This is a genomic window from Pedobacter endophyticus (genome assembly GCF_015679185.1).
Lineage (GTDB): Bacteria > Bacteroidota > Bacteroidia > Sphingobacteriales > Sphingobacteriaceae > Pedobacter > Pedobacter endophyticus.
Map to the genome: position 1 here is coordinate 796011 of NZ_CP064939.1, position 25069 is coordinate 821079.

Genomic DNA, 25069 nt, shown 5'->3' on the forward strand with positions numbered 1-25069 from the left:
GCTAATTGTCAACTGCAAACTGAAAACTGCCAACTGCCAACTGAAAACCGCCATCAATCATCCTCATAATCTAAACCTGCAGCAGAATTATAAGCGCCCTGCAATTCCGAAAATGCATGCATATCTCTTTTGTTTCTGGCTGCAACCATTCCTTTTTGATAAATTTCAATCGCTTTGTCTTTCTCGCCATCCTTTTCCAAAAGTTTTCCCAGGTGATAGTAAGTTCCCACATAATCGGGATGCTTCTCGGTTAATTGAAGGTAAAAAGAATAGGCTTTTTCCTTATCGTTTAGCGTGTTATACTCTGTGGCTAAGGCATATAGTATAAAGGGATCGTTGGGGTCGCTTTCTAAAAACTCCAATAACTTGGTTAAACGGGTAGATGACATTTTATTTCCTTGCTTTTTTAATTAAATTTGCAGAAGACCTTAAATATAATTCAAATAATTATGAAACTTGATAAACGTGGTTTATTTGGCTTCATGATATTTAAAATCAATATTAAAATATGAAAATATTAGTTTGTATCAGTAACGTGCCCGACACGACGACAAAAATAACTTTTACCAACGATAATACCGAATTCAATACGGCCGGTGTTCAATATATTGTTAACCCGTACGACGAGATCGCTTTATCGCGGGCAATTGAACTTACCGAAGGAGGTAAAGGTACCATCACGGTGATTAACGTTGGTGAAGCGGCGAACGACCCGACCATTAGAAAGGCCCTGGCTATTGGCGCCGATGATGCCGTTCGTGTTAATGCTGCGCCCCGCGATGCCTATTTTGTTGCGAAGCAAATTGCAGAATATGCAAAGGACAAAGATTTTGATATGATTTTGATGGGACGCGAATCGATCGATTACAACGGAAATCAGGTTGCAGCAATGGTTGGTGAGTTTTTAGATATCCCTTCTATCTCTATCATTAAAAAACTTGAGATCGACGGCGGTACGGCCACCTTAGAAAGAGAAATTGAAGGTGGAAAGGAAGTGGTTTCTGTTTCGGGTAAATTTGTGGCAAGCTGCGCCGAAGGCGTTGCTGAACCAAAAATACCAAACATGCGTGGTATTATGAGTGCAAGAACCAAACCTTTGAATGTTGTTGAAGCCGTTGCTATTGAAGAAGTAACTAAAGTGGTCAAATTTGAAACTCCTCCCCCACGTGGCACCGTAAAATTGATCCCTGCCGATCAGCCCGAATCGTTAATTGACCTTTTACACAGCGAGGCGAAGGTAATTTAGTTGGTATTTTGAGTTGGAAGTTAAAGGCCAGCTTCCCGAATAATTAAATAATAAATAAGTTAAACACATCAAAAAAGTCGCGATTTAAATCGGGATTTAAAGGGAAAATATATGTCAGTATTAGTATATGTAGAACAAGCTGAAGGTAAATTTAAGAAATCGGTTTTCGAGGCGGTTTCGTATGCCAGGGCAATTGCCGATCAGCAATCAACTAATTTAACCGCGATTTCTATCGGCGATGTAGCTGAAAGTGAATTGAAAGAACTGGGTAAATACGGTGCAGCGAAGGTTTTAAATGTGAATGCCGATCAGTTAAAATCTTTTGTAAACCAAGCCTACGCCAGTGTAATTGCTTCAGCGGCTGAGAAAGAGCAGGCTGATATTGTTGTGCTATCTAATTCATTCTCTGGAAAAGGTTTAGCACCTCGCATTGCCGTAAAACTTAAAGCCGGCTTAATTGATGGTGCGGTAGAATTGCCAAGCACCGACGGTGGTTTCAGGGTTAAGAAAACAGCTTTTTCAGGAAAGGCTTTTGCCATTACCGAACTAACTTCGGCCAATAAGGTGATTGCCTTAAACCCAAATGCGTTTGGAGTAAAGGAAAATGCCACTGATGCAACGATAGAAAATTTTGCAGCAGATATTAAACAATCAGACCTGGCAACGGTTATTAAGGATATTGTACGGGCAACGGATAAAGTATCGTTACCCGATGCAGAACTGGTAGTTTCTGCAGGCAGAGGCTTAAAAGGCCCCGAAAACTGGGGAATGATTGAAGAACTAGCTGGTTTGCTGGGCGCCGCAACGGCATGTTCGAAACCGGTTTCGGATGCCGATTGGAGACCGCACTCAGAGCACGTTGGCCAAACGGGTATTGCTATTAGCCCTAACCTTTACATTGCAATTGGCATTTCGGGCGCTATTCAGCATTTAGCCGGCGTAAGTTCATCGAAGGTTATTGTGGTAATTAACAAAGATCCGGAGGCGCCTTTTTTTAAGGTTGCAGATTATGGTATTGTTGGCGATGCTTTTGAAGTTGTTCCGAAACTAATTGAAGCATTAAAAGCGCACAAAGGATAAATTTTGTCGTTCAGGGCCTGTCGAAGATTTACATAAAATGTTTCGACAAGCCCAACATGACAGCAGCAAATATGAAAAAAGTTAAGTTAGATATTGTAGGTTTATCTTACAGCCAAACGCAATCTGGTGCTTATGCCCTTGTTTTGGGCGAAGTAAACGGGCGAAGAAGATTGCCCATCATTATTGGCGCCTTTGAAGCACAGGCTATTGCGATAGAAATTGAAAAAATGACCCCCAGTCGGCCGTTAACCCACGATTTATTTAAATCAATGGCCGACACTTTTCATATCAATATTCAGGAAATAATAATCTATAACCTAGTTGATGGCGTTTTCTATGCCAAATTAATGTGTAACGACGGTAAAAATATTCGTGAGATCGATGCCCGCACTTCAGATGCCATTGCTTTGGCAGTTCGGTTCAATGCGGTAATTTATACTTACGAGTTTATCCTCGCCTCGGCGGGAATCGTAATTGAAGGAAACGATTTTCTGTTTCTGGAGAATATGGATTCAATCGCTAAAGAACCCGATGCCGATACTGTGCCCACCTCAGGCAAACAGCAAGGTTTTGGCGATTTCACCACTGAAGAGTTGCAGCAGAAGCTTCAGGAAGCGATCGCTGATGAGGCTTACGAAAAGGCGGCCAGATTACGTGATGAATTGAACAAAAGGGGGCAATCTTAATGAAATTTTTTGTCATCCGATGGGTATCGGATGACAAAAATTAATGCCGCGACTGTCATCCTGAGCGCAACGAAGGATCCGCAAACGATGAAATCCGAAACTAAAACCAGGCACAGGCCCAAAATTATGAATGTGTGTGGGCTAGCTAAACCCCTACTGAATTAGCTTTCATACTGACTCGTAACCTCTTAGCAAAAAAAAATATGAAGTTTTCAAGGCTTTCGTCATTCCCGCGCAGGCGGGAAGCCTAAAGCGAGCGCATCACCATTAAGATTCCCAATTAAATTGGGAATGACGACCGCTCATATTAGCGGTTTAGTTGTTTCCTGTTTCAGATTAAGATATCTTTAATTCAAGTGATTACAATAACCTCAATCATAGCGCCACGAAGGATCCCCAACCGATGAAACCCAAAACTTAAACCCATGCACCGTTCAAAAAACATAAATGTGCGTTGCCTAGCAAGTAACGACAAATTACACCTAAAACGGTTAAATTATTTATACGCATTCTTCAATAATGTTTTAAAATAGTTCTATATTCACGCCTTACTTTCAAATCAAACTGAACTGCTATTATGAATGTTAAGTTTCGCTTAACTATAATGAGTTTCATGCAATTTTTTGTGTGGGCTGCCTGGTTAATTACGATTGCAAACTATTGGTTTGGCACCAAACAGTGGGACGGTGCAAACTTCGGAATCATCTTTTCTACAATGGGCATCGCATCTCTGTTTATGCCGACCATCACCGGAATTATCGCTGATAAATATGTCAATGCCGAAAAGCTTTACGCCGTTTTACATCTGCTTTACGCGGCAACCATGTTTTATCTGCCACAGGTAGATGATCCTCACGCGTTTTTTTGGGTAATATTGGTGGCCATGTGTTTTTACATGCCAACCATTGCATTGAGTAATTCAATTAGCTACACCACGTTAAAAAACAGCGATTTAGATGTGGTAAAGAGCTTCCCTCCGATACGGGTTTGGGGAACGGTAGGTTTTATTGTAGCCATGTGGATTACCAATTTAACGGGCAACAAGGCCAGTGCGAACCAGTTTTATATAGCAGGCATAAGTGCCTTGTTTTTAGGTTTATATTCGTTTACGCTTCCGGCTTGTAAGCCGTTGAACCTGATTGGCGAGAAGAAAACATTTGTACAAAAGCTGGGCTTAGAGTCGTTTAAGCTTTTCGCCGATTATAAAATGGCTTTGTTTTTTGTTTTCTCGATGTTTTTAGGTGCCGCGTTACAGCTTACCAACGCTTACGGCGACGTTTTTTTGGATGAGTTTAAACTATTTCCGGTTTTTGCAGATTCGTTTGTGATCCGCTATTCAACCATCATATTGTCGATATCGCAAATCTCCGAAACACTTTTCATTTTGGCTATCCCCTTCTTTTTAAAGCGTTTTGGGATTAAGTGGGTAATTGCCATTGCCATGTTTGCCTGGGTGCTTCGTTTTGCACTGTTCGCATTCGGCGATCCATCTACAAACTTATGGATGATCATTATCTCGTGCATTGTGTACGGCATGGCTTTCGATTTCTTCAATATTTCTGGCTCGTTATTCGTTGAAACCTCAACTGCGCCGAAAATCCGTTCGTCGGCACAGGGTTTGTTTATGATGATGACCAACGGTTTTGGCGCTATACTTGGCAGTTTGATATCAGGCTGGGCCATTAACGAATATTTTACTACTTACTATACCAATATCGGTCCTTTGGCAAAGCATGTTAACAGCGATGTGAACAATGGGCATTTGCTAACTTTTTTGAAGAACAAAGGAATTAGCGTATTGCAGAATGGCGATCTAAGCCGGGCGCTGGATGTAAAAGACTGGCATAATATCTGGCTGTCGTTCACGATTTATGTGCTCGTTATCGCCATCGTTTTCGTAATTATATTTAAGCACAAACATACCAAGGCCGAAGAAAAGGCCATCGACGCGATCATCCATTAAAATTAACCTCCCACTCCCCTATGTCTGCCGGAAAATATAGAAAAGAACACAACTGCTTAAACTGTGGTTCGCATGTAGAAACGCATTATTGCAGCAGTTGCGGTCAGCCCAATCTCGAACTCAAAGAAAGCTTTTGGGCTTTTATCAGTCATAGCATTGCGCATTATTTTCATTTCGACAATAAATTTTTCCAAACGCTTACACCGCTGCTCACTAAACCGGGGCAGGTAACGCTCGATTATCTGGCGGGAAAACGTGCTCGTTACATCAATCCGGTAAGCATGTACATTTTTGTATCTATTGTTTACTTTTTAGTGGCCTATTCCCCGAAGCATATAACGAAAAGTGAACATAACGTTGCCAAAACTAACACCGAACAAAAAGCTACTTTAGATAGTGTTGACAAAGTGCTAAATGCCGTGGGGATTAATCGTAAAACAAACCCGATTGTAAGCATTACAAAACAAGGTATTCAGGAAGAAATGGACAGAGAAACGTTTAGGGGATTGAGCTTTCAAAAACAAGCTTTGATCTTAAACGATTTAAAAAAACTCAGCAAAACAAATAAGTCAGATTCGTTACGCAAAATTATCAATAAATTTAGCATTGTCCATAATAATCGTCAGGATAGTACTTACGAAGCATATTTAAGCAGACAAAAGAATTTGCCTCTACTTGAAAAGGACAATTGGTTTGAAAGAATAGTAAAAAAACGTTCGATAAACCTAGGTCAAAAATCGGAAGTGATCCAGGAAACACTCGAGCATAACCGACCAAAGCAATATTTTCTGTTGATGCCGCTTTTGGCGCTCTTTATTATGTGGAATTTTAGGAAAAACCACATTTATTACCTCGACCACCTTATTTTTACTATACACGGAATGACGGCCTATTTTGTGGTGTCAATTTTTACCAAGCCGTTTATTAAATACGTTTTTGGTGCAGATTCGGTGATGTCGACCATTATTCAAGTGGGTGTGTACATCTGGATTTGCTGGTATATGTATAATGCGCTGAAGGTTTTTTACAACCGCAAAAAAGTAATCGGTAAAATGGTGATGATTTTTATCTTGTACGCTTTGGCGCTGGCCTTAACTGAGAATATCATGTTAAACCTGATTTATTACGTAGCGACGTAACGGGCTGTTCTATCCATAATGATGCTGAATCGAGTTCAGCAGGACGCTCCATGAGCTGTCAGTCTGAACGGAGTCGAAGACTTTTCTTTACGATAAAACAAAAATATCTGTCCTTCGACTTCGCTCAGGATGACAGTATCTTTAGTTTGTCCTCAACTTAAATGTTTTCCCACTGAAAATCTGCCGTCTTAATAGCTAAAGCGTAAAAAAAGCCCCAGAATTTCTTCCGAGGCTTTTTAAAAATTTATATTTTAATTATTTTCTGTCTTTAAGTTCGACGAATTCCCTATCCGTTTCGCCTTCATAAATCTGGCGTGGACGGCCAATTGGATCGTTATTTTCGTGCATTTCTTTCCACTGCGCAATCCATCCGGGTAAACGGCCGAGTGCAAACAGCACGGTAAACATTTCTGAAGGGAAGCCTAATGCTCTGTAAATAATACCTGAATAAAAATCTACGTTTGGATATAGTTTTCTGTCGATGAAATACTGATCGGTTAACGCAGCGGCTTCCAGTTTCTTGGCGATTTCTAAAATCGGATCGTCGATGCCAAGGTTTTCTAAGATATCATCGCAAGCTTTTTTGATGATTTTTGCACGTGGATCGAAGTTCTTATAAACACGATGTCCGAATCCCATCATACGGAAAGGGTCGTTTTTATCTTTCGCTTTGTTGATCCATTTTTCTGTATCTCCACCGTCGGCCTTAATTAGTTCCAACATATCAATAACCGCCTGGTTTGCACCACCGTGCAGCGGACCCCAAAGTGCAGCAATACCGGCAGCGATAGAAGCGTACAAGTTGCAATCTGATGAACCAACAATACGAACCGTAGATGCTGAACAATTTTGCTCGTGATCTGCATGTAAGATCAACAATTTATTCATTGCATTAACAACGATTGGGTTTACATCGTAATCTTCAGTACGTTGCCCAAAGGTCATCCAAAGGAAGTTGGTAACGTAATCGTATTTATTTTTTGGATAAATAAGTGGGTGCCCCAACGATTTTTTGTAAACAAATGAAACGATGGTTGGGAATTTTGCCAACAACTTAATGATAGTTAAGTTTTGTTCTTCGGCAGTTTGATTGGGCTTTAAGCACTCGGGATAAAAAGTTGATAAAGAAAATATTAAAGAGCCCAGCTGTCCCATTGGGTGAGATTTCGACGGATAGCCATCGAAAAACTTCTTCATGTCTTCATGAATAAGCGTATGCTTGCTAATTTCGGCTTGTAAGTCGGTTAATTGCTTTTCTGTTGGCAGATCGCCGTAAATGATCAGGTAAATTACTTCCAGGAAACTCGATTTTGCGGCGAGTTCTTCAATTGAATAGCCTCTGTATTTTAAGATGCCTTTCTCGCCATCTAAAAAAGTGATTTTACTTTTAGTCGAACCTGTATTTTTGAAACCTGGATCGAGGGTAACAAAGCCGGTAAGATCTCTCAGTTTCGAAATATCTATCGCTTTCTCGTCCTCTGTTCCTGTGATTACTGGCAATTCAATTGTCTTACCATCAACTTTAATCTCTGCAATATCTGACATATTATTGTATTGTGTTTATAGCTTTCTAAATTAGATAAAATTAATATACATGCATAACAAATCTGTTAAATTAATATGAAATAACCGTCAGAATGACGTAACAATCATGATTAACAAACGGATCGGAACCTTATTTTTTTGCGATCTCCTCTACCACGCTTCCACACTCGAGCATTTCATCGCCATAATAAGGATTGCGGATTTTTTTATCCACTGATAACCAATCGCCTCCATCGCCGTTATTGGCCATAGGGCAATGCTGAACATAGATTTTGCCATTTTGGATCTCTGCGTTTTTGAGTAGGGCTATCACATCTGCGCTGAGTATGGTAAAATGTTTTCGTTGTGCGGCCAGATTGGTATCTAATGCAATTTTACCGGCAACTTCTGCGGTGGGCTCGCAACCTTCGTAATTGGCCAGGCTGGTTTTAAGTGTAGCGGCTGATTTTTGCACAGCAGCGGCATCAGACTTTACGAGTTCATCTTTAAGGGCAATGTACTGGGCTAAAATTTCTGATTTTTTACTATCCTTAATCTTTACATCGGCGGTGCTTTCTGCGTTTGCCTGTGTAGTATCTGCGCCATCGGTTGATTTCTGTGCAGTTTGGTTGCAGGCCATTAAGGCAGCTAATATGGCAATTCCGAAAATTCTTTTCATTGTATTTGGTTTTCGGGTCAAAATAGCGATTTTAATATTAAATAAATAAAAAAAGCCCCGCAATTTGCGAGGCCTTCAAAATATATGATGTTTTAATTATAATTTGAAATTATAGCCGAGGCGAAGGGCATACTGACCTGTTTTGGCAAAATAGGTTGTCGAACCACTATCGTTGGTATAACCTTCGTAGCGTAAACCTAAATCGAAGCCTCCAAACTCATATCCTAAACCACCGCCGTAAATGAAGTTGGTTTTTGCGCCATCCTGAATGCCAAAACCAGCACCCAGTTCGGTAGCTAAGTACATTCTTTTAATTGGAAACACCTTAACACCACCTTTTACGGGAATAAAATCAGGATCAACAGTGTTGTTTTTGGACATTAATTTGGTGTAACCACCAGAACCTGTAATGGCTACGTAAGGGGTTAAATCCCACTGTAACCTTAGGTCGGCACCATAAGCGTAATCCATTGGAGATTTATCTCTAAAAATACCGCCGCTAACCCCTACTCCTACTTTAAAGGCCATTCCGCTATCCATCATGGTTGCGTCGGTTGTTGTCATTGTTTGGGCATTTACACTTGTTGCCGAAAATAAAGCAACTGCAGCCGCTGCTGCAGCAAAAAATTTAGTAATTGTTTTCATGTTAGCTATTTTAAGTTAATATTTAGGGTTTTTGAAATATATACGATAATGGTTGTCGCTTGGATTTAATATTTTCATTTTTTTCAGAAATGACTATAAAACAAAAAGCTTCAGCGAGCGCTGAAGCCTTTTGCTGAGTATAATCTGAGCTTATAATTTGAAGCCGTAAGCTAAACGTAATCCCACATAACCTGTACTTGTGCCATCTTGAGCTAAACCTTCGTATTTAATACCTAAATCCAATCCGTTGCTCCAGGCATAACCGATTGCTGGTGAATATACGAATGAAGTTCCGCTACCTTCGTTTGTACCGAAACCAGCACCCAATTCTGCCAGGCCATAAGCACCTGCGCCTGAATCGTTAAAGAAATATTTAGCACCTACTTTTACCGGAATGTACCCGAAGCTAGGATAATTTACACCGCTATCCCCGATTTCTTTTCCGTTAAGATGAGTATAACCAGCTGTTACCGGAATTGATAATTGCTTATCTACATTGAACTGATAACGTAAATCGCCACCGATAGCAACATTATAAGCATCGCTTGTTGGCACACCAACATTAAGTCCTATTCCAAAGTTTCTAGATTGTGCATTTGCATTAGTAGTAAAGAATAAAGCTACAACAGCTGCTGAGGTAGCAATAATTTTAGTAATTGTTTTCATTTTAAGATAGTTGTTTTTTGAGTTAAACTATATGTCCTCATTTACAAAACGTGTGCCAAAATACTGCCTTTGAATAGCGGAATGGCCATACAAGCCTTTAAATTAGGTGTTTAAAACGAATTAAAATTATTCTAAAACTTTATTAAGAATGTACTGTTTTAACTGGTTAATGTTTTGGCCGGCATGAAGCCAAATAATAGGCACACCGTCCTTTTCCATCTTCCTGAAAAATGTGTTTTGACGCTTGGCGTATTGACAAATTGCTATGCCAAGCCGCAGTTTCAGCTCATCGTAACTTAAAATTCCGTCGAGATAGTTTACAATGAACTTGTACTCCAAACCATAAAAGATTAGTGTTTCTTTATCAACGCCATCTTTCAATAACTGCTCCACCTCTTCAATCATGCCGTTGTTCAGTCGATGATGCAGCCTGTTTATTATTTTCGCCCGCGTTTCTTCAACCTCCGATTTCAAGCCGAATACGATTGGCCTCAGTTGCGGCCGGTTTTGAATTTGGAGTTTATTGAATTTCAAATAATCTGCAATTTCAATGGCTCTGATTAACCTTTTCTTCGAGGATCGGTCGACGTGTTGGGTGGTTTCATCAGGATATTTGTGAAGTTCGGCGATCAGTTCTTCTTTGGCTAATGTATCTAAAGCCATTCTTAATGCCTCATTTACCGGAACTGCGGTAAAATCTTGCTGTTGCAGTAAACTGTGGATGTACATTCCGGTTCCACCACACAGAATTGGCATTTTATTGCTTTGCGTAATGGATTGGAATGCCTGGTAGAAATCGTTTTTAAATGCATCGACGTTGTAGCGCTCGCCCGGTTCTAAAATATCGATAAGGTGATGGGGAATTTGTTTTTGCCGGATGCTATATTCCTGAAGATCTTTGCCCGTTCCAACGTCCATGCGTTTGAAGATTTGGCGACTATCTGCACTGATGATTTCTGCATTTATATCGGCCGCCAGCTCAACGGCGAGTTTGGTTTTGCCTGATGCAGTGGCACCTAAAATGATGATTAGGTTGTAATCGCTCATATTATAAGGGTAAAACAAACTTTATGCTTCCGGTATTGAAAACCTGGGGTTTTGCCGTACGTCCGCCTTTATTTATGCTTCTACTGAGCGATTGATCTAAAGAAAACCATTGGGGCACCATGCTGTCTTTACACACAAAACCCAGCTTTTCATATGCTTTTCCAGTCGACCAATCTTTATCTGCATAAGTCATTATATCTTGTGGCTGGTAGTTATTCTTAAAGTGCTTAAGTAATTTGCTTAAGCCTCCGGATACAGAATAACCAGCTTTAACGGCAAAGCGAATAAGTTCTGCGGAACGATAATGCTCGGCAAAGTTCATTTTTCGTAATGCTGAAAACGTGGCTACAGCGATCAATTCATCGTTTTTGTATAAACCGAATTTATAGCGGCTACTCACAGCGCCCTGAAGGTGGTTGTTGTTGAGAAATTGGTCGGCGGTGGGCTTATCTATTTTACGGATTTCCGTTTGGCGGCCATGTATTTTAAGGTTTAAACCGAGTAATGATTTGAGCCGGGCAAGTACCTGTTTTGCGCTGCTGCACCAAACATCTTCCCACAAATGCACAAGGTGGATATTTTCGTTCTGATATTGAAGTTGAAGTGAGGTTAAATCGTCGGGCGTAAAACCATTATTGATGTTTACAAGGTGTATGGCCAACTGGCAGTCGTGTACCAGGATGATGGCGAACGGCCCATCATAAATAGCACGGCAAGGTACTTTTAACTCTGCCAGCGCAAGGGTTAACGCTTTATGCCAGTAGTTTTCTAATGGGGTTTCTATTTTCAACAAGCTAAATTTTTTCTGCTATCGGGGTACGATGGGCAAATTTAGCCAAACATTATCAAATCCAGTCTTTTTCCTTAAAGTTCTGGTGAATGATCTCAACAAAGGTTGCAATTTCTTTCAGTTTGGCATCATCGAGCTGAGTAATGGTCATGCCAGCGCGGTTATCGCCAAAATTGATCAGTTCTTGATTTGATGTAGTGAACTCCTCAGTATTCAATTTTACATCAACGGCCTGATCATTAATATAAATGCCTACAAAAAAGCGTTCAGTGGTTTTACCGTTTTCGGTCTGTACATTCTTTTCGCTGTACAAATCGTATCCTTTTTCAGAATTCTCGTGAACGGTGTACCCTAGCACGCCGTAAGGTTGCACGCTGGCTCTTATGCTTTGGAAAATTTCTACAGGATCGGTTTTCATATGAGTTTAATTTATGGGTTAAACATGTAAATCGTATAATTTGTTTTTATGCCGAGCGCCACCACTGTGTTGTTGGCAAATGCTTGTTTAGTATCACCGTTTCGCCGAGCCTGGGTGTTACAATGGGCAATGCTGCTTTTTCGGCGGCTTCGACTAGCCTGTTGATGGGTTCATCCCACGGATGGGTAGCCAAACTGAATTTACCCCAATGCACGGGCATCAGTATCTTTGCGTTCAAATCTTTTGCCGCCTGCACTGTTTGCTCAGGAAACATATGAATATATGGCCAATAGGCATTGTACTGGCCGCACTCTAATAGTGCTAAATCGAAGGGGCCAAACTCCTGGCCTATTGCGGCAAAATGGGTATCATAGCCTGAATCGCCGCCAAGGAAGAGCTTATGGTTTTCACTTTGTAATATAAACGCGGACCAGAGGGTTTGATTTCTTTTAAACTTGCGGCCGGTAAAATGCCTGGCAGGTACGGCAGTAAACTTTAATCCGTTAGCTAAATCACGCGACTCGTTCCAGCACAATTCCTCAATCTTTTCGGTAGCGATTCCCCATCTTTCTAAGTGGGCACCAACGCCTAAAGAGGTAATGATTTTTTTAGATTTGGGCGCAATTTCCCGAATGGTTTTATAATCTAAATGATCGTAATGATCGTGGGTGATTACGAGCACGTCGATATTTTGAAAATCACCCGCTTCTACAAAGTCAGTACCTTTAAATGCATGGCTGCCGATAAACGAAAACGGTGAAGGTACTTTGCTAAATACGGGATCGACGAGAACGCGTAAGCCTTTGATTTTAATGAGATAGGAGGAATGGCCAAACCAAATAATTTCTGGCAAATGGTGGTTGGGCATGCTGTTTACGCTGGGCTGCACGCTCGGAAGGGCGGTTTGAGGTATTTTGTTTGGGTGGTTTTCGAAGAAAAACGCTTTCAAAACGGTGAAGAAACTTACTCCCTCGGCTTGCATCTTTGTAATGGAAAGGTTTTGTATTGCGCCATCACGATAGTTTTGGAGCTGATGTATTTTATCGAGCCTTAAACCCCGGGGCAATCGGCCAAATACGGGCAGGTTGATGATGATGAGAAAAACTGCCACTACGATGATAACAATATAAAGGAAGGTCATTCTGAAAAATTAGTTTGCTAATGTACGAATTAAAAAGCCGCTCAAGCCTCACCCTATCAAAGTTTGTGCTTCTCACTTAAATGAGTTAAAAAGGACGAATTTTTATTCGTTTGGGTTAAAAGCGATGCCCTCCCTTTCCCTCTCTTCAAGGAGAGGGAGGCACCAAAAGTACAAAAACCACAGACGCTAACAGGGAGAGGCCTTGTTTAATCAGGACATGCTCTTGTTTAATCAGCGCATGCTCTTGTTTAATCAGTACATGGCCTTGTTTAATCAGCACATGGTCTTGTTTAATCAGCGCATAGTCTTGTTTAATCAGCACACGGTCTTGTTTAATCGGCGCATGGTCTTGTTTAATCAGCACACGGTCTGTTTTACTTTTGCCGAGGAGGTATCTATAATCAGATAAAAAATTTATTCCATTTGTAAGAGGCTGTCTCAAAATGAAGACTTGTCATCCTGAGCTTGTCGAAGGACTAGCCCAAATGCTTGAAAGGGCGTTTCGACAGGCTCAACGTGACAAATTTAAATTGAATTTGTCTTTTTGAGACAGCCTCCAATGAATACACAACGCCAACCGATTCCCCGAGACCTTTCACTACGTGCTCAGTTTACAATTTGCCTGTCAATTCATTGCCGTCAGTTTCAACTGACGGGGGCAATAACATACACAACGCCTTGATCGCTGGTTGCGGCTGCCGTATTTTCCGAGCACAACAAAAAAAGCCCTGATTTTCATCAGGACTTTCTTATGCATTAATTTTGGAAATTATTTCAACAGCCACATGGCTTGATTTTGGTCGTCGCTACCGCCGTATTGACTCGCCACCGCAGCGGCCAGGTTATCGCCGTTATAGCTTAACTCGTTCGAGGGATAGAGCCACCTTAAGGGGAAGTTTGTTGATGGGGTATTCAGGTTTGTTGTGGTGTTCAGCTTAAACACCGGGTAGCCGGTTCTGCGGTTTTCAAACCAGCCCTGATACTTGCTGCCCTGTAAAAAGCTTGCTAAATACTTCTGTGTAATTACTTGCGCTATTTGCTGTTCGGTTGTGCCCGCCAATGCTACGCCAGGTGTAGATGGAAATGCGGCAATGTAGGCGGCGTCCATTTTCATATTGTGGTTATAATCTACATTATCTGGCGTGTAGGTAGCTACAAACGTCATTGAACTGGCTATACCTGCGGCATAATAGGCTTGGGCTGTTGTTCCTGTTATCCATCCGCGGAGCGTGGCTTCTGCAAGGATGAACTGCAAATCCCAATAATTGAATACGCCAACCGGTTCGGCATTTACGAGCTGCACATACCGATTGTTGATATCGCTGTAATCTTTATTTACTCTACGTGTTTGGAGGCTCGAGAACGAGTCAGATGGCTCGATACTCGGGTAAGCGGCGTTGTCTGCTGCTGATACACCAGCGGCAATTTTTACGGGCGAGGGCTTGGCATAATAAAACAACCGCCTATCGTTTGTGGCTTTCAGCGGCTCTAACAAAACGTTGGTGAGCATGGTATAATTCGATTTTACGAATGAATTGCCTGAACCGGCAGGAACATCGCTCCATGGGTAATTTTGACCTGCAACAGCATTGTACGCCAGGGCAAAATTATCACTGTAGTTGCGCATTAACGGGCGATTGGCTACAATTTCTTTAAACCTGTCGAGCACTTTTAAATCGGCATCGCCGGTCTTTTTGTACAGGTTCATCAGTACATGTAACTCAAAACTGTTGGTAAGCCTTCTCCATTTATCGGTATCGCCAGCATAAATTGGGTCGCCCTCAAAGGTGCTCCCTGCTGCAAACAGCGTATTTGCCTCGTCTAATTCGTTTAAGATGCCTATAAACACAGCTTTTTGTGTATCGTATTTCGGTTGAAGAACAGCATCTGATTCGCCTTTAACGGCATCAGTGTATGGAATGTCGCCAACTTGCATCGTTGTCATAAAAAACTGCCATGCCCTGATGAAGTGCCCCAATCCCTGATAGGATTTTTTTAATCCTTCGCTGGTTGCATAGTTCTCCATTGGCGCAATGTTGCGCAGCAAAGTAATCCGGCTAAAATCTGTTCGGCTGATTCTGTTGTACTGGAAATTCTCCTGCCCCTCGCCCCATGTTAAATATTTGCCGAGCAAAAACGGCTGCATAAAAGATTTGCTTGTACTGATATCGCTCCGGGTGATATTCAAAATCATAGTTGTGGCGAGCATGGCCGAGGTAACCTGCGTTGTTGCATTGGGATTCGTGTTAATGGAATCGAATTTGGAACAACCGTTATTTATCATTACCAAAACTGGCAACAGGATAAAATATCTTAAAAATTTACTTTTCATAAAAATTCCTTTAAAATAATTAACTAGAAACCCACTCTTACACTAAATCCAACCATTCGTGTTGAGGGCGAATTGAGATCTTCACCGTCTACATCAGGGTCTGAATATTTAAAATTTGTCCACATGTACAAATTTTGTCCTGTGAGGGAGAAAGATGCGTTTCATAAACCCAATTTGTTCACAAATTTTGAGGGCACATTGTACCCTAACGACACTTCGCGGAGTTTGACAAAAGATTTGTTTTGCACGCGATCATCGCCACCGCGATACCACTGGGCGTAGTCCTGATATCCAATGGGCACATCGTTAACGGCGTATTGCCGGGTATCGCTTGTAATCTGCCCATATTTATCGTAGGTTACACCTCCCGAAATCACCTTTACCCCTGCCCCCACATAGTTGTTCTGGCCTAAAACTACCTGGTTATACCGGTAGATATTATCTGTTTCGGGTGCCGTTCCGGAATCGAACATCTTATCGTACACGTAATTGTACATCAAACCACCAATACGGCCATCAATATTAACGCCAAGGCTCCAATTTTTATAGGTGAAGTTATTAATAAAGCCAAAGCTAAACTTGGGGTCGCTGAGCCCGATTTGTTTTTGATAATCGCTCCACACCGGATAGCCGCTTTCGTGAATTACATTCCCATTGGGGTCTTTTACCCAATAGTTATCGGTGTAGGCATCTAAACGCTCGCCTTTTTTAACCCATAAATTATCTGCTGAGTAAACGGGATCTAAATCGACATAGTAGCGGTGTTGTTGAGACCAGTTGATGGTTGAGTACCATTCAAAATTCTTGTTTTTCACAACCGATCCATCAACCGTAATCTCAAGTCCTCGCCTTTCGTATGTTTCTTCTGTATTAACGAGTGTAGATGAAAAACCTGATGAAGATGGAATAGGCGTGCTTACCTGACGGTTGTAATAATACTTGTTAAAGTAAGCCACATCGAAATGCAGGCGTTTTTTAAACAAATAGGCCGCAGCACCGACCTCGTAAGTTCTTTGTGAGCTTGGCAGCAAGTTTAAACCCAATAACGATGACGGATAGCTGGCGGAGTTGAGTGTATTCCATGCTGCTGTGGTGGTGCCGTAAGTCCGGTTTGTTGCATAAACATCTAAAGCAGTTTTAAATACGGCCCATGAACCGCGAATTTTGAACATATCAATAACCTGCGGTAGTTTAACGAGTTCGGAAATCACGACGCTTGATCCGATGGATGGATAAAAATAGGATCTCGATTCTTTGGGTTGTGCCGAGTTCCAGTCGTTTCTGCCTGTAAAATCCAAAAAGATGGCATCGTTATAGCCGATTGAGGCTCTGCCGTATAAACTATTAATTTGTCTTGAACTGTACGATTGTGAAACTGTGGGTGCCTCAACGGAGCCTTGCAACGAATAAAAAGTTGGCGAAATGAGTCCGTTTTTGGTAGTTCCGCTCAGCGATTCATCTATCCAATAATAAATGGTTCCGCCGGCAAGGGCATCGATGCTGAACTTGCTTATTTTCTTTTTATAGTTGAGAATTACATCATCATTGGTGCTAAATCCTCTCGTATCTTGTACCGAGTAAAGTCCTTTTGCGTTCCATCCGCTTCCGTTTACTGCTCCGCCTCTTGTTGAGTAAATGTTTGCTGTTGGGTTGCGAAAAGTAGTTTTATTATTGTAGTTATCGTAACCTAAACGAAATAATAAACTAAAATCCTGATTAAACTGATAAGTGGCGGTAACATTGGCGTTAACGGTGTTGGTTTGGATGCCATTCAACTTTTCATAAGCAATTAAATACGGATTATCGTACCAGTTGCTGTACAGCCAGTTTTGTGTTTTGTTAGGTTCTTTCCAATAATCCTGATAATCGCGAATGTCGTATTCCGAACCTGTCCACATGACTAATTGGTAAAGGTAGCCCTGGTTGCCGTAGCCGCTGCCCCAAATTTGATCGGCCCAGCGCCTGCTTACGCCCATGTGTCCTTCGAGCTTAAACTTATCGTTTATCTTCATCTCGCCAGACATGGTCAAATTAAGCATGTTGAGGTTTTGATTGGGAAATTGCCCTTTATTGTAAATGTTGTTTAAGCCGATTCGAAAGCCACCGTTTTCGCCAGACTGGGCGATGCTCAGGTTGTTATTTAAAATAATACCGGTCGACATAAAGTTTTTCAGGTTATCTTTTCCTTTAGAAACCAGCGGCATGTTATCTTCGAACTGTTTTGTAAAGGGATTATAATCGCGAGCGGTATTGCCTGCATCGAGCTTCGGTCCCCATACATAATCATTATCAATTACGCCGTTTTGGCCCCTGGCATAAGAGCTTTGCACTTTAGGAATGGCCAAATAGCCCAGGGAGGCCATGGTGTTGCTATTGAGGTCGATTGCGAGGCCCTTGTTTGCGGCTCCTTTTTTGGTGGTGATTAAAAGTACTCCTCCTGATGCTCTTGATCCGTATAAGGCCGAGGCAGTTGGGCCCTTTAGCACATCCATACTTTCAATATCATCAGTCGGTACATCTCTTAGTGTCAGGTTTCCGTATGGAACACCGTCTATTACCAACAGGGCACTTTCGCCCCTTAGCTCGATGGTGGGACGGGCGTTAAATTCTGTTGAGTTTTTTATGACCAGGCCGGATACTCTTCCTGTTAATGAGGTGGCAACATCTACGCCCTTAACGGTTTGCAAATCTTTACCAGCCACCTTTTGAACGGCATAACCCAGCGATTTTTCTGATCGTTTAATACCCAATGCGGTAACTACCACATCGGTTAAACTGTTTGTGGCCGGCTCTAAATTAATGGTGTAATCTTTGCCCTCGCCAGCAACAATTTCTTGCGGGGTATAGCCAATATACGATATTACCAATGTTGAACCTACGGGTGCGTTAATCGAAAACACACCGTTTACATCGGTTGTAGCGCCTATTTTTGTACCTTTTACCATCACACTTGCGCCAACAATGGGCAAGCCTTTTTCGTCCAAAATTTTACCGCGAATTAAATCGAATGCAATTGGCTGGCTAACTGCATCTTTCTTTTTAAGTACAATCGTTTTGTCGAAAATTTTAAAACTTAAGGGTTGATCTTTAAAACAGAGATCGAGAACACGGCCAATTGGTGCATTTTTTACATCGATAGATATTTTCTTGGCTTTGGAGAGTTCTAAATTATCGTATAAAAAAACATATTCACTCTGTTTTTCAATGGATTTAAAGATGGCATCCATCGAAACGTTTTTTTGTTTGAGGGTGATATTCTGGCTATAAACACTTGCACTGACCTGACAGAGGGCTGTGAGTAAAAGTATTGTCGTTAGCTTCATTACCAATAGGAATTGATTTGGTTTATACGGTATCTTAAATACCGTATTAAAGAATGTACTAAAATTCATAACTTTGAATTTGGGTTTAAAAAACATTATAGCTTAGATAACTTATTGTTTTCCTGCTGCCGAATTATTGGCACAGGATGGTTAATCCCAATTTTATAACGGGAAGTGGTACGAACACTTCTCGTTTTTTTTGTTTGTGGCAGATTAACTTGATTGGCTGTTGGGTATTATTTCTTCATAATTGGTTGTTGTTTTTAGAGATTAGTTTGTTTATGGTTGTTATTTAGGGTTTACAATGATTTTGCCCTGATAAACTTTGCAGTGAATACCAGTGTAGGCGAGCATTTCAATGAGCTTGTTTACCTCTGCGTTTCTTGGCATTTTTCCGCTGTATTCTTTGGTAGGTATTTTGCCGTTGTAGGTAACTTCGGTATCATACCAGCGAGAAATTTGCCTCATAACAGATTGCAAATCTGCCCTTTCAAATTGGAAATATCCGTTTTTCCAGGCGATTACGGCGTCGAGGTCATCCACTTCTTTAAGTTTAATCAGATCGGATGTTTTGTAAGTACTCGCTTGTTGGCCAGGCAGTATAAGTTGCTTTTCTTTGCCTTTGCTCAGCTCAATTGAGCCTTCGAGCAGCGTTGTGCGCTGGCATTCTTCATCGTCGTACGCATTAACATTGAAATGGGTTCCCAGTACCTTAATGCTTGTTTGATTGGTATTAACGATAAACGGTTTGGACTTATCTTTAGAAACTTCGAAATAAACCTCACCTGTTATTTGCACCTTACGGGTATTGTTTGCAAAAATTGTCGGGAACTTGATCGATGAATTGGCGTTTAACCAAACATCGGTACCGTCGACTAAAATTAAATGATATTGCCCTCCCCTTGGCGTTGTTATGGTATTGTATTTGACTTCTTGTGTATTGCTCTGCCCTGTAAATTTGTAAATGAGTTCGCCGCTTTTTGTTTTTGTAATCTCAACGCCGGGCTGATCGGCCACCTGCCCATCGGCGGCCTCATTTAAAACGATCTGGGAGCCATCGGCCAAATGCAAAATGGCATTATCGCCCCCGGGTTTAATTTGTTTGGTTTTTGAGAATTGATTGGAGGCTACAAAGTTTGTGTCTGTTTTTGCAAAATACAGGTAAGTACCGCCAACCAGAACGAGAAAAAGAATGGCTGCTTTAAACAACCATGACTGGTAAAGTTTGAAAGTTCTTTTTTGCGGAGGTGTTTGCCCTGAACCTATTCTTAATTGTACGTGATCAAACATCGTTTCTTTAAGCGCCGAAAGTTCGAAACTTTCGTTGTTTGGGGTATCTCCATTTACACGCTCATACCAATCTTCTACCATCCTCCTTTCTTCGGGGCTAGCTTCGTGATTGTTGTACTTGCGCAATAAATGTTGTAGTTCTTCTTGGTTCAAAATAGCGGGCGTTTATTGGTTATCCGATATTGAATTGAAAAGTACTATATGAGGAGTTGATTTTTTTTGAATGGATTGAAAATCCATAGCCATTTGGTCGAGATTGCAAATCTCGACCAGCAACAGGATGAGAACGATCGTCATTGCGAGGCACGAAGCAATCTCATTTTGGTCAAGATTACAAATCTCGACCAACAACAGGATAAGAACGATCGTCATTGCGAGGCACGAAGCAATCTCTTTATCAGATTGCTTACCGATGAAATGTTGGCACAGGTCGGCCGGCGCAAGCCCAGCCTCGCAACGATGAAAACACGCCGATCTGGTCGCCATTTTGCATTCCATCGCTTGCGGATCCTTCGTTATACTCAGGATGACAGCGTTAAACTACGCTAAAGATATTTGGTGATCAAAATTGTGAGCAAAGCCAACGATGAATCATAGTCTTTCACTCGATTCCTTAACCGATTGTAAGCACTTTGAAGCTGGTTCTTTATGGTCTGTTCGGAGAGCGACAGATTGTCGGCGATCTCTTTAATAGAAAGCTCATCTTCTTTTTTGAGGATGTAAATTGCCTTCATTCGCGGTGGCATGAGCTCAATCTCCTGGTCGATTATTTTCTTAAGCTCCTTTTCGAGCAGTGTGTTTTGCGAATAATTATCACAAGCCACTTCCTTAGCGGTTACATTAATAGCATAACGTAACCTAACCTCGTCCTTTTCGTAGATTTTTAAAATCTTGTTCCTTAAAATGGCATAAAGATAAGCGAGTACACTTTTTTCAGCATCCAGCAGGTCTATCTTGTCCCAAAGGCAGATAAAAACATCTTGAACCAAATCTTGTGCGAGGTCACTGGAATGAATTTTTTTATAAGCCTGCTTGTAAAGGCTTTCCCAATAGGCATCAAATACGAGTTGAAACGCTTTTGCCTTATCCGATCTTACCAAAAGGAAAAAATTACTTTCTAATTCTCCATTCATATCGCGCTACAAACTGCAGGTTAAACAACATATATTTGGTAACTGGGAAAGACTTAATCGGAAAATTGCCGGGTTTGTTATCATTAAACAAATTAACAACCCCGGCATTAACCTATTGTAAATTTAATAAAATATTTGACGATTAAGTATTTGTAAAAAATTAACCTGAAATATTTCCTGCGCCGTGTTGTAAAGCTTACAGATCCGTTATCCAACCATCGACGTTATATTGCATCTCTCTTAAATTCAATAGCTTATCGTGTTGAGGCACAGCCCGTCCTAATGAAGTTAAGCCCCTTAGCTGTCCGTCTGAGCGGAGTCGAAGACCTTTTTTATAGAATAAAAGAAAAGTATCTGTCCTTCGACTCCGCTACCATTGACGTTTCAGCACAACTTTAATAATCGTCATTCAAGGCAAAAATCGGTTTTCTGCTCATCCATTTCCCTCCGGTAAAATCAGGGAAATCGACGGTTTCGTTGCCCATTTCAATCGATTGCTCACTTAATGGAGTAATTGCGCTCCATGCTGCTGCATCGTAAACATCCAATGGTGTGGGCTCATTTCGTTTTGCCGCCTCAATAAATGCATGTATCACAAAAAAGTCCATACCGCCGTGGCCTGCGCCTTGCGCATCGTTGCCATATTTTTTCCAGAGCGGGTGATCGTATTTCTCCAACCATTGTTTGGCATCATCCCAGGTATGCGGTTTGCTTACACCCTCAACATATACGCTCTTGTTTACATCCATCCACAAACCCTTGGTTCCCTGAAAACGGAAGCCTAACGAATACGGACGTGGTAAATTTGTATCATGCTGTAAAATAATCGTTTCGCCATTGGCGCAACCAATTGTTGTGGTAACAATATCCCCCAATCTAAAATTAACCTTTGCATTTGGATGTGATGCACCGCCTTTCTCAACGATATAATTATGCAGGCCACGAGATTTAGTGGCGAAAGAGTTCAATTTCAAAAATCGGTTTCCTCTGTTTATATCGATGCATTGCGCAACAGGGCCAATGCCATGGGTAGGATAAAGATCGCCATTGCGGTAAACGGAATGATTGGTTCTCCACTTGGCCTCAGAAAAGGCTTTCTCGCCAAACTCAACACCGTGTCCGTACGGGTGTACGCCATCATTAAATTTAACTTCTCTTAAATCGTGTTGGTAGCCACCCTGAAAGTGAATCATTTCGCCAAAAATGCCCTGGCGTACCATGTTCAGTGCAGCAAGAACGTCTCTGCGATAACAAACGTTTTCGAGCATCATCACATGTGCGTCGTTTTTCTCTGCCGCATGCACAACATCCCAGTGATCTTGCAGGTTTATGCCTAAAATAACCTCTGTAGCAACGTACTTTATGCCGGCATCAATGGCTGCTAAAATCATCGGCTTATGTAGTTCCCAGGGAGTAGCAATAATTACTGCTTTTACGCCTTTGGTTTCAAGCATCTTTTTCCACGCGTTTTCATCGCCCGTAAAAATCTTCGGCATCGGCTTTCCGCTTTTGGCAATTATCGCTTTGCTCATCTGCAACATCTTATCATCTACATCGCAAATGGCAACAAGGTCTACATCATTTCTTTTAAGTAAAAGGTCGAGGTGGTTCTGACCTCTTAGCCCCACTCCAATCATCACTACTTTAATTTTCTCAGCGGCCTGCGAGGCAAAGATAGACTGATCGGGAATGGTTGCAAAAGCTGCAGTGGTTAAGCCAGCATTTCTTACAAATTGTCTTCTATTCATTTTGTTTAGTTGTTTTTTTAAGGGATTATCTGGATAAGGTATCGAATATATTGATATTTAAGGTGGCTTTAAAGGAAATGAATCAAAAAAATCAACGCAAACGTTTGATTAATTTTGTATTATTACCAATAGAAGAAAATAATGTAGTTTAGCAACGAAATGGGGTCGAAACCAACAACAATTAAAGAAATTGCCAGAATCTTGAATATTTCTCCGTCTAGTGTATCCAGAGGCTTACACGATCATCCGAGTATTGGAGCTGTTACGCGAGAAAAGATTAAACAACTGGCCAAATCGCTAAACTACGAGCCAAACAACGCTGCTATTCTCTTTCAGAAGGGGAAAACGTATACCATCGGCGTAATCTTGCCCGAGCTTTCGGAGCATTTCTTTTCAATAGCCATTTCGGCAATTGAGGATGAAGCGCTTAAAAAGAACTATACCGTTATTTTTGCGCAATCGCACGATAATTACGATCAGGAAGTGAAACTGGTCGAAAAAATGAAAATGCAACGAGTAGATGGGCTGTTGGTATCGATAAGTAAAGATACTTCTAAGTTTGACCACTTTGAAAAACTAAACGCCTTTAATATTCCCGTTGTTTTTTTCGATAGAATACCCCCGTTTAAAAACGTACATTATGTAGCTTGCAGCCTCGAAAGTGCAACTATTGAGGCTATCAATTATCTCCTGAAAAAAGGACATAGAAATATAGGAATGATTAATGGCCCGACTACGTTGTACGCAAGTGAAGAACGCAAAGAAGGTTATATCCAGGCCATTACCTTTAACCGCTTAAAATTCGATCCCGCACTCGTTGTCAATTGCGATTTAACTGAAAAGGGCACTATTGATGCTGCCGACCAATTGCTTAATTATAAAAGAAAACCAACTGCCATTGTTGCATTTAACGATTACGTAGCGCTGTTTTTAATCAAGTACTTCAAAAAACTGAACGTAGTTAATGATTTCGATGTGGTAAGTTATGCCAATTTGCCAATTATCAGCTATTTAGATAACTCGCCCGTTGCCTCTGTTGAGCAACATCCGTATTTGCAGGGACAAAAAGCAGCAAACATTCTGCTAGACCTGATTAATAGTCCGAAACAAGAGAACCAGGCCTTCTATAATACCATTGTAGAATCGGAATTGATTGTGAGTGACGTAACGGACGGCTATTAAAACTGCTCAAACGTTTGCGTTGGCTTTATTTTTCAATGCGCCGGGCAGCATATTAAAATGTCTCTTAAATGCTGCAATAAAATGCTGGGCGTTTTTGTAACCGACTAAAAAAGCAACTTCGTTTACTGTTTTTTGCTCTTGAAGCAATAAATAATTGGCATTTTCCATTCGTAACTTAAAAATGTAACCAAATACAGTTAACCCGGTGACCTCTTTAAAGCCTTTTTTTAGCTTGTAATCATTTATTCCGGCCTTACGCGACAACTCGATCAAAGAAAACGGTTTTTGTAAATTATCCTCAACTATTTTTTTCGCCAAAGCAATTTTATTTAAATCCTCTGTTTTAAGCGTAGCTAATTTGCTCGTTCGCTTTTGGATAAAGAAAATAATGAGGCCAAGAATTTTAGACTCCAAATAAATCCGCTCTACCCTACCCGAATAATTACACTGGGCAAGCTTCTTTAAAATCATAACCATTTGGGGCGATGTTGCCTGATTGAAGAATATTTTCCGGTGGTCGTTAAAATTCTGGTTGGTTATTTTCTTGTAGTATTCGGTGGTAAGCTGTATATAAATGTATTGTGTGCTCTCGCTCACGCTAAACACGGCGTTATTCAACTCGCCGCAGGTAACACTATGTTGGTTCGCTTTAAGCGATAACAAATGCGTTGTCTTATTTGGCGTATAGTAATTTAAACCGCCGCTCAAACAAAAAAGAAAGCAAATATGATTTTGCGAAGCTTCGAAAGAGAAATCGACCACACCATTGCTTCTGATTTCTGCAATCGATAAATGGATTCCGGCAAACCATTTCTCTGTTAACTTGATAGCGTAGCCGTCCATAGTTAAATCACTAACCTTCACAGCGATATCAGTATCGGTTTCAAAATCTTTGGGCAACTCGTGGCTATAAATTAATTGGCCTGTTTGGTATTCGGAGAACTTTATTTTCATTATTAATCCGTATTACGGCATTAAATATCCGTTTGGCGTTATCTGGTTTGATTGATTATGCACAAATTTGCACAATTATTTAT

The 25069-nt window shown here is 41.1% G+C and carries 23 protein-coding genes; 7 read left to right on the forward strand and 16 right to left on the reverse strand.

All coding sequences use genetic code 11. The annotated features are described in order from the left end of the window. Positions 1-53: 53 nt before the first annotated feature. A complete protein-coding gene (locus IZT61_RS03190) occupies positions 54-389 on the reverse strand; it encodes a tetratricopeptide repeat protein (protein ID WP_196099753.1) in 336 nt (111 codons plus the stop codon). Positions 390-508: 119 nt separating this feature from the next. On the opposite strand from IZT61_RS03190, the gene IZT61_RS03195 reads away from it, so the two are divergent. The 5 genes from IZT61_RS03195 to IZT61_RS03215 all read left to right on the forward strand — a co-directional run bounded on the left by IZT61_RS03195 (position 509) and on the right by IZT61_RS03215 (position 6114). After that, positions 509-1246 (forward strand): electron transfer flavoprotein subunit beta/FixA family protein, encoded by a 738-nt coding sequence (locus IZT61_RS03195; protein ID WP_196099754.1) that lies wholly within the window; start codon positions 509-511, stop codon positions 1244-1246. 111 nt (positions 1247-1357) lie between these two features. Further along, complete coding sequence (locus IZT61_RS03200) at positions 1358-2326, forward strand: electron transfer flavoprotein subunit alpha/FixB family protein (RefSeq protein ID WP_196099755.1); 969 nt, start codon at positions 1358-1360, stop codon at positions 2324-2326. A gap of 71 nt (positions 2327-2397) precedes the next feature. Continuing rightward, the gene (locus tag IZT61_RS03205) at positions 2398-3012 is read left to right on the forward strand and encodes a bifunctional nuclease family protein (protein ID WP_196099756.1); all 615 of its coding nucleotides are present in this window, start codon (positions 2398-2400) and stop codon (positions 3010-3012) included. Between the two features lie 613 nt (positions 3013-3625). Further along, positions 3626-4975 (forward strand): nucleoside permease, encoded by a 1350-nt coding sequence (locus tag IZT61_RS03210; protein WP_394370734.1) that lies wholly within the window; start codon positions 3626-3628, stop codon positions 4973-4975. Positions 4976-4995: 20 nt separating this feature from the next. Then, positions 4996-6114 carry a DUF3667 domain-containing protein gene (locus IZT61_RS03215; RefSeq protein ID WP_196099758.1) on the forward strand — a complete coding sequence of 373 codons (1119 nt, stop codon included), beginning with the start codon at positions 4996-4998 and terminating at the stop codon, positions 6112-6114. A 255-nt stretch (positions 6115-6369) separates the two neighbouring features. On the opposite strand, the gene IZT61_RS03220 is transcribed toward IZT61_RS03215, so the two are convergent. From IZT61_RS03220 to IZT61_RS03275, 12 genes are all read right to left on the reverse strand, one after another. Continuing rightward, on the reverse strand, positions 6370-7659 hold the full coding sequence (locus IZT61_RS03220) for a citrate synthase (protein WP_196099759.1): 1290 nt from the start codon (positions 7657-7659) through the stop codon (positions 6370-6372). Positions 7660-7789: 130 nt separating this feature from the next. Next, the gene (locus IZT61_RS03225; RefSeq protein ID WP_196099760.1) at positions 7790-8317 is read right to left on the reverse strand and encodes a DUF3347 domain-containing protein; all 528 of its coding nucleotides are present in this window, start codon (positions 8315-8317) and stop codon (positions 7790-7792) included. Positions 8318-8413: 96 nt separating this feature from the next. Continuing rightward, entirely contained in the window at positions 8414-8962 is a 549-nt protein-coding gene (locus IZT61_RS03230) for a hypothetical protein (protein WP_196099761.1), read from the reverse strand. A gap of 150 nt (positions 8963-9112) precedes the next feature. Beyond that, positions 9113-9628: an outer membrane beta-barrel protein gene (locus IZT61_RS03235; protein ID WP_196099762.1), complete on the reverse strand. Its 516-nt coding sequence runs from the start codon at positions 9626-9628 to the stop codon at positions 9113-9115. 126 nt (positions 9629-9754) lie between these two features. Further along, positions 9755-10675, reverse strand: a complete 921-nt coding sequence (miaA, locus tag IZT61_RS03240) for a tRNA (adenosine(37)-N6)-dimethylallyltransferase MiaA (protein ID WP_196099763.1) — start codon at positions 10673-10675, stop codon at positions 9755-9757. A gap of 1 nt (position 10676) precedes the next feature. Further along, complete coding sequence (locus IZT61_RS03245; RefSeq protein WP_196099764.1) at positions 10677-11465, reverse strand: hypothetical protein; 789 nt, start codon at positions 11463-11465, stop codon at positions 10677-10679. A 55-nt stretch (positions 11466-11520) separates the two neighbouring features. Then, entirely contained in the window at positions 11521-11883 is a 363-nt protein-coding gene (locus IZT61_RS03250) for a hypothetical protein (protein WP_196099765.1), read from the reverse strand. A 46-nt stretch (positions 11884-11929) separates the two neighbouring features. Next, positions 11930-13024, reverse strand: coding sequence for an MBL fold metallo-hydrolase (locus IZT61_RS03255; RefSeq protein ID WP_196099766.1), 1095 nt, complete (start codon positions 13022-13024; stop codon positions 11930-11932). A 145-nt stretch (positions 13025-13169) separates the two neighbouring features. After that, on the reverse strand, positions 13170-13388 hold the full coding sequence (locus IZT61_RS03260) for a hypothetical protein (RefSeq protein ID WP_196099767.1): 219 nt from the start codon (positions 13386-13388) through the stop codon (positions 13170-13172). Between the two features lie 405 nt (positions 13389-13793). Next, a complete protein-coding gene (locus IZT61_RS03265; RefSeq protein ID WP_196099768.1) occupies positions 13794-15356 on the reverse strand; it encodes a SusD/RagB family nutrient-binding outer membrane lipoprotein in 1563 nt (520 codons plus the stop codon). 161 nt (positions 15357-15517) lie between these two features. Beyond that, the gene (locus IZT61_RS03270) at positions 15518-18748 is read right to left on the reverse strand and encodes a SusC/RagA family TonB-linked outer membrane protein (protein ID WP_196099769.1); all 3231 of its coding nucleotides are present in this window, start codon (positions 18746-18748) and stop codon (positions 15518-15520) included. Positions 18749-18967: 219 nt separating this feature from the next. Then, positions 18968-20122 carry a FecR family protein gene (locus IZT61_RS03275; RefSeq protein ID WP_196099770.1) on the reverse strand — a complete coding sequence of 385 codons (1155 nt, stop codon included), beginning with the start codon at positions 20120-20122 and terminating at the stop codon, positions 18968-18970. 75 nt (positions 20123-20197) lie between these two features. On the opposite strand from IZT61_RS03275, the gene IZT61_RS03280 reads away from it, so the two are divergent. Next, positions 20198-20518, forward strand: a complete 321-nt coding sequence (locus IZT61_RS03280) for a hypothetical protein (RefSeq protein WP_196099771.1) — start codon at positions 20198-20200, stop codon at positions 20516-20518. Here the strand turns inward: IZT61_RS03280 and IZT61_RS03285 are convergent. Beyond that, on the reverse strand, positions 20515-21102 hold the full coding sequence (locus tag IZT61_RS03285; RefSeq protein ID WP_196099772.1) for an RNA polymerase sigma factor: 588 nt from the start codon (positions 21100-21102) through the stop codon (positions 20515-20517). The two genes, IZT61_RS03280 and IZT61_RS03285, sit on opposite strands and share 4 nt — an antisense overlap. A 395-nt stretch (positions 21103-21497) precedes the next feature. Continuing rightward, on the reverse strand, positions 21498-22850 hold the full coding sequence (locus tag IZT61_RS03290) for a Gfo/Idh/MocA family protein (RefSeq protein WP_196099773.1): 1353 nt from the start codon (positions 22848-22850) through the stop codon (positions 21498-21500). 159 nt (positions 22851-23009) lie between these two features. On the opposite strand from IZT61_RS03290, the gene IZT61_RS03295 reads away from it, so the two are divergent. Continuing rightward, positions 23010-24032, forward strand: a complete 1023-nt coding sequence (locus IZT61_RS03295; protein WP_196099774.1) for a LacI family DNA-binding transcriptional regulator — start codon at positions 23010-23012, stop codon at positions 24030-24032. Positions 24033-24038: 6 nt separating this feature from the next. Here the strand turns inward: IZT61_RS03295 and IZT61_RS03300 are convergent, their stop codons facing one another. Continuing rightward, positions 24039-24986: a helix-turn-helix domain-containing protein gene (locus tag IZT61_RS03300; RefSeq protein WP_196099775.1), complete on the reverse strand. Its 948-nt coding sequence runs from the start codon at positions 24984-24986 to the stop codon at positions 24039-24041. Positions 24987-25069 lie beyond the last annotated feature (83 nt).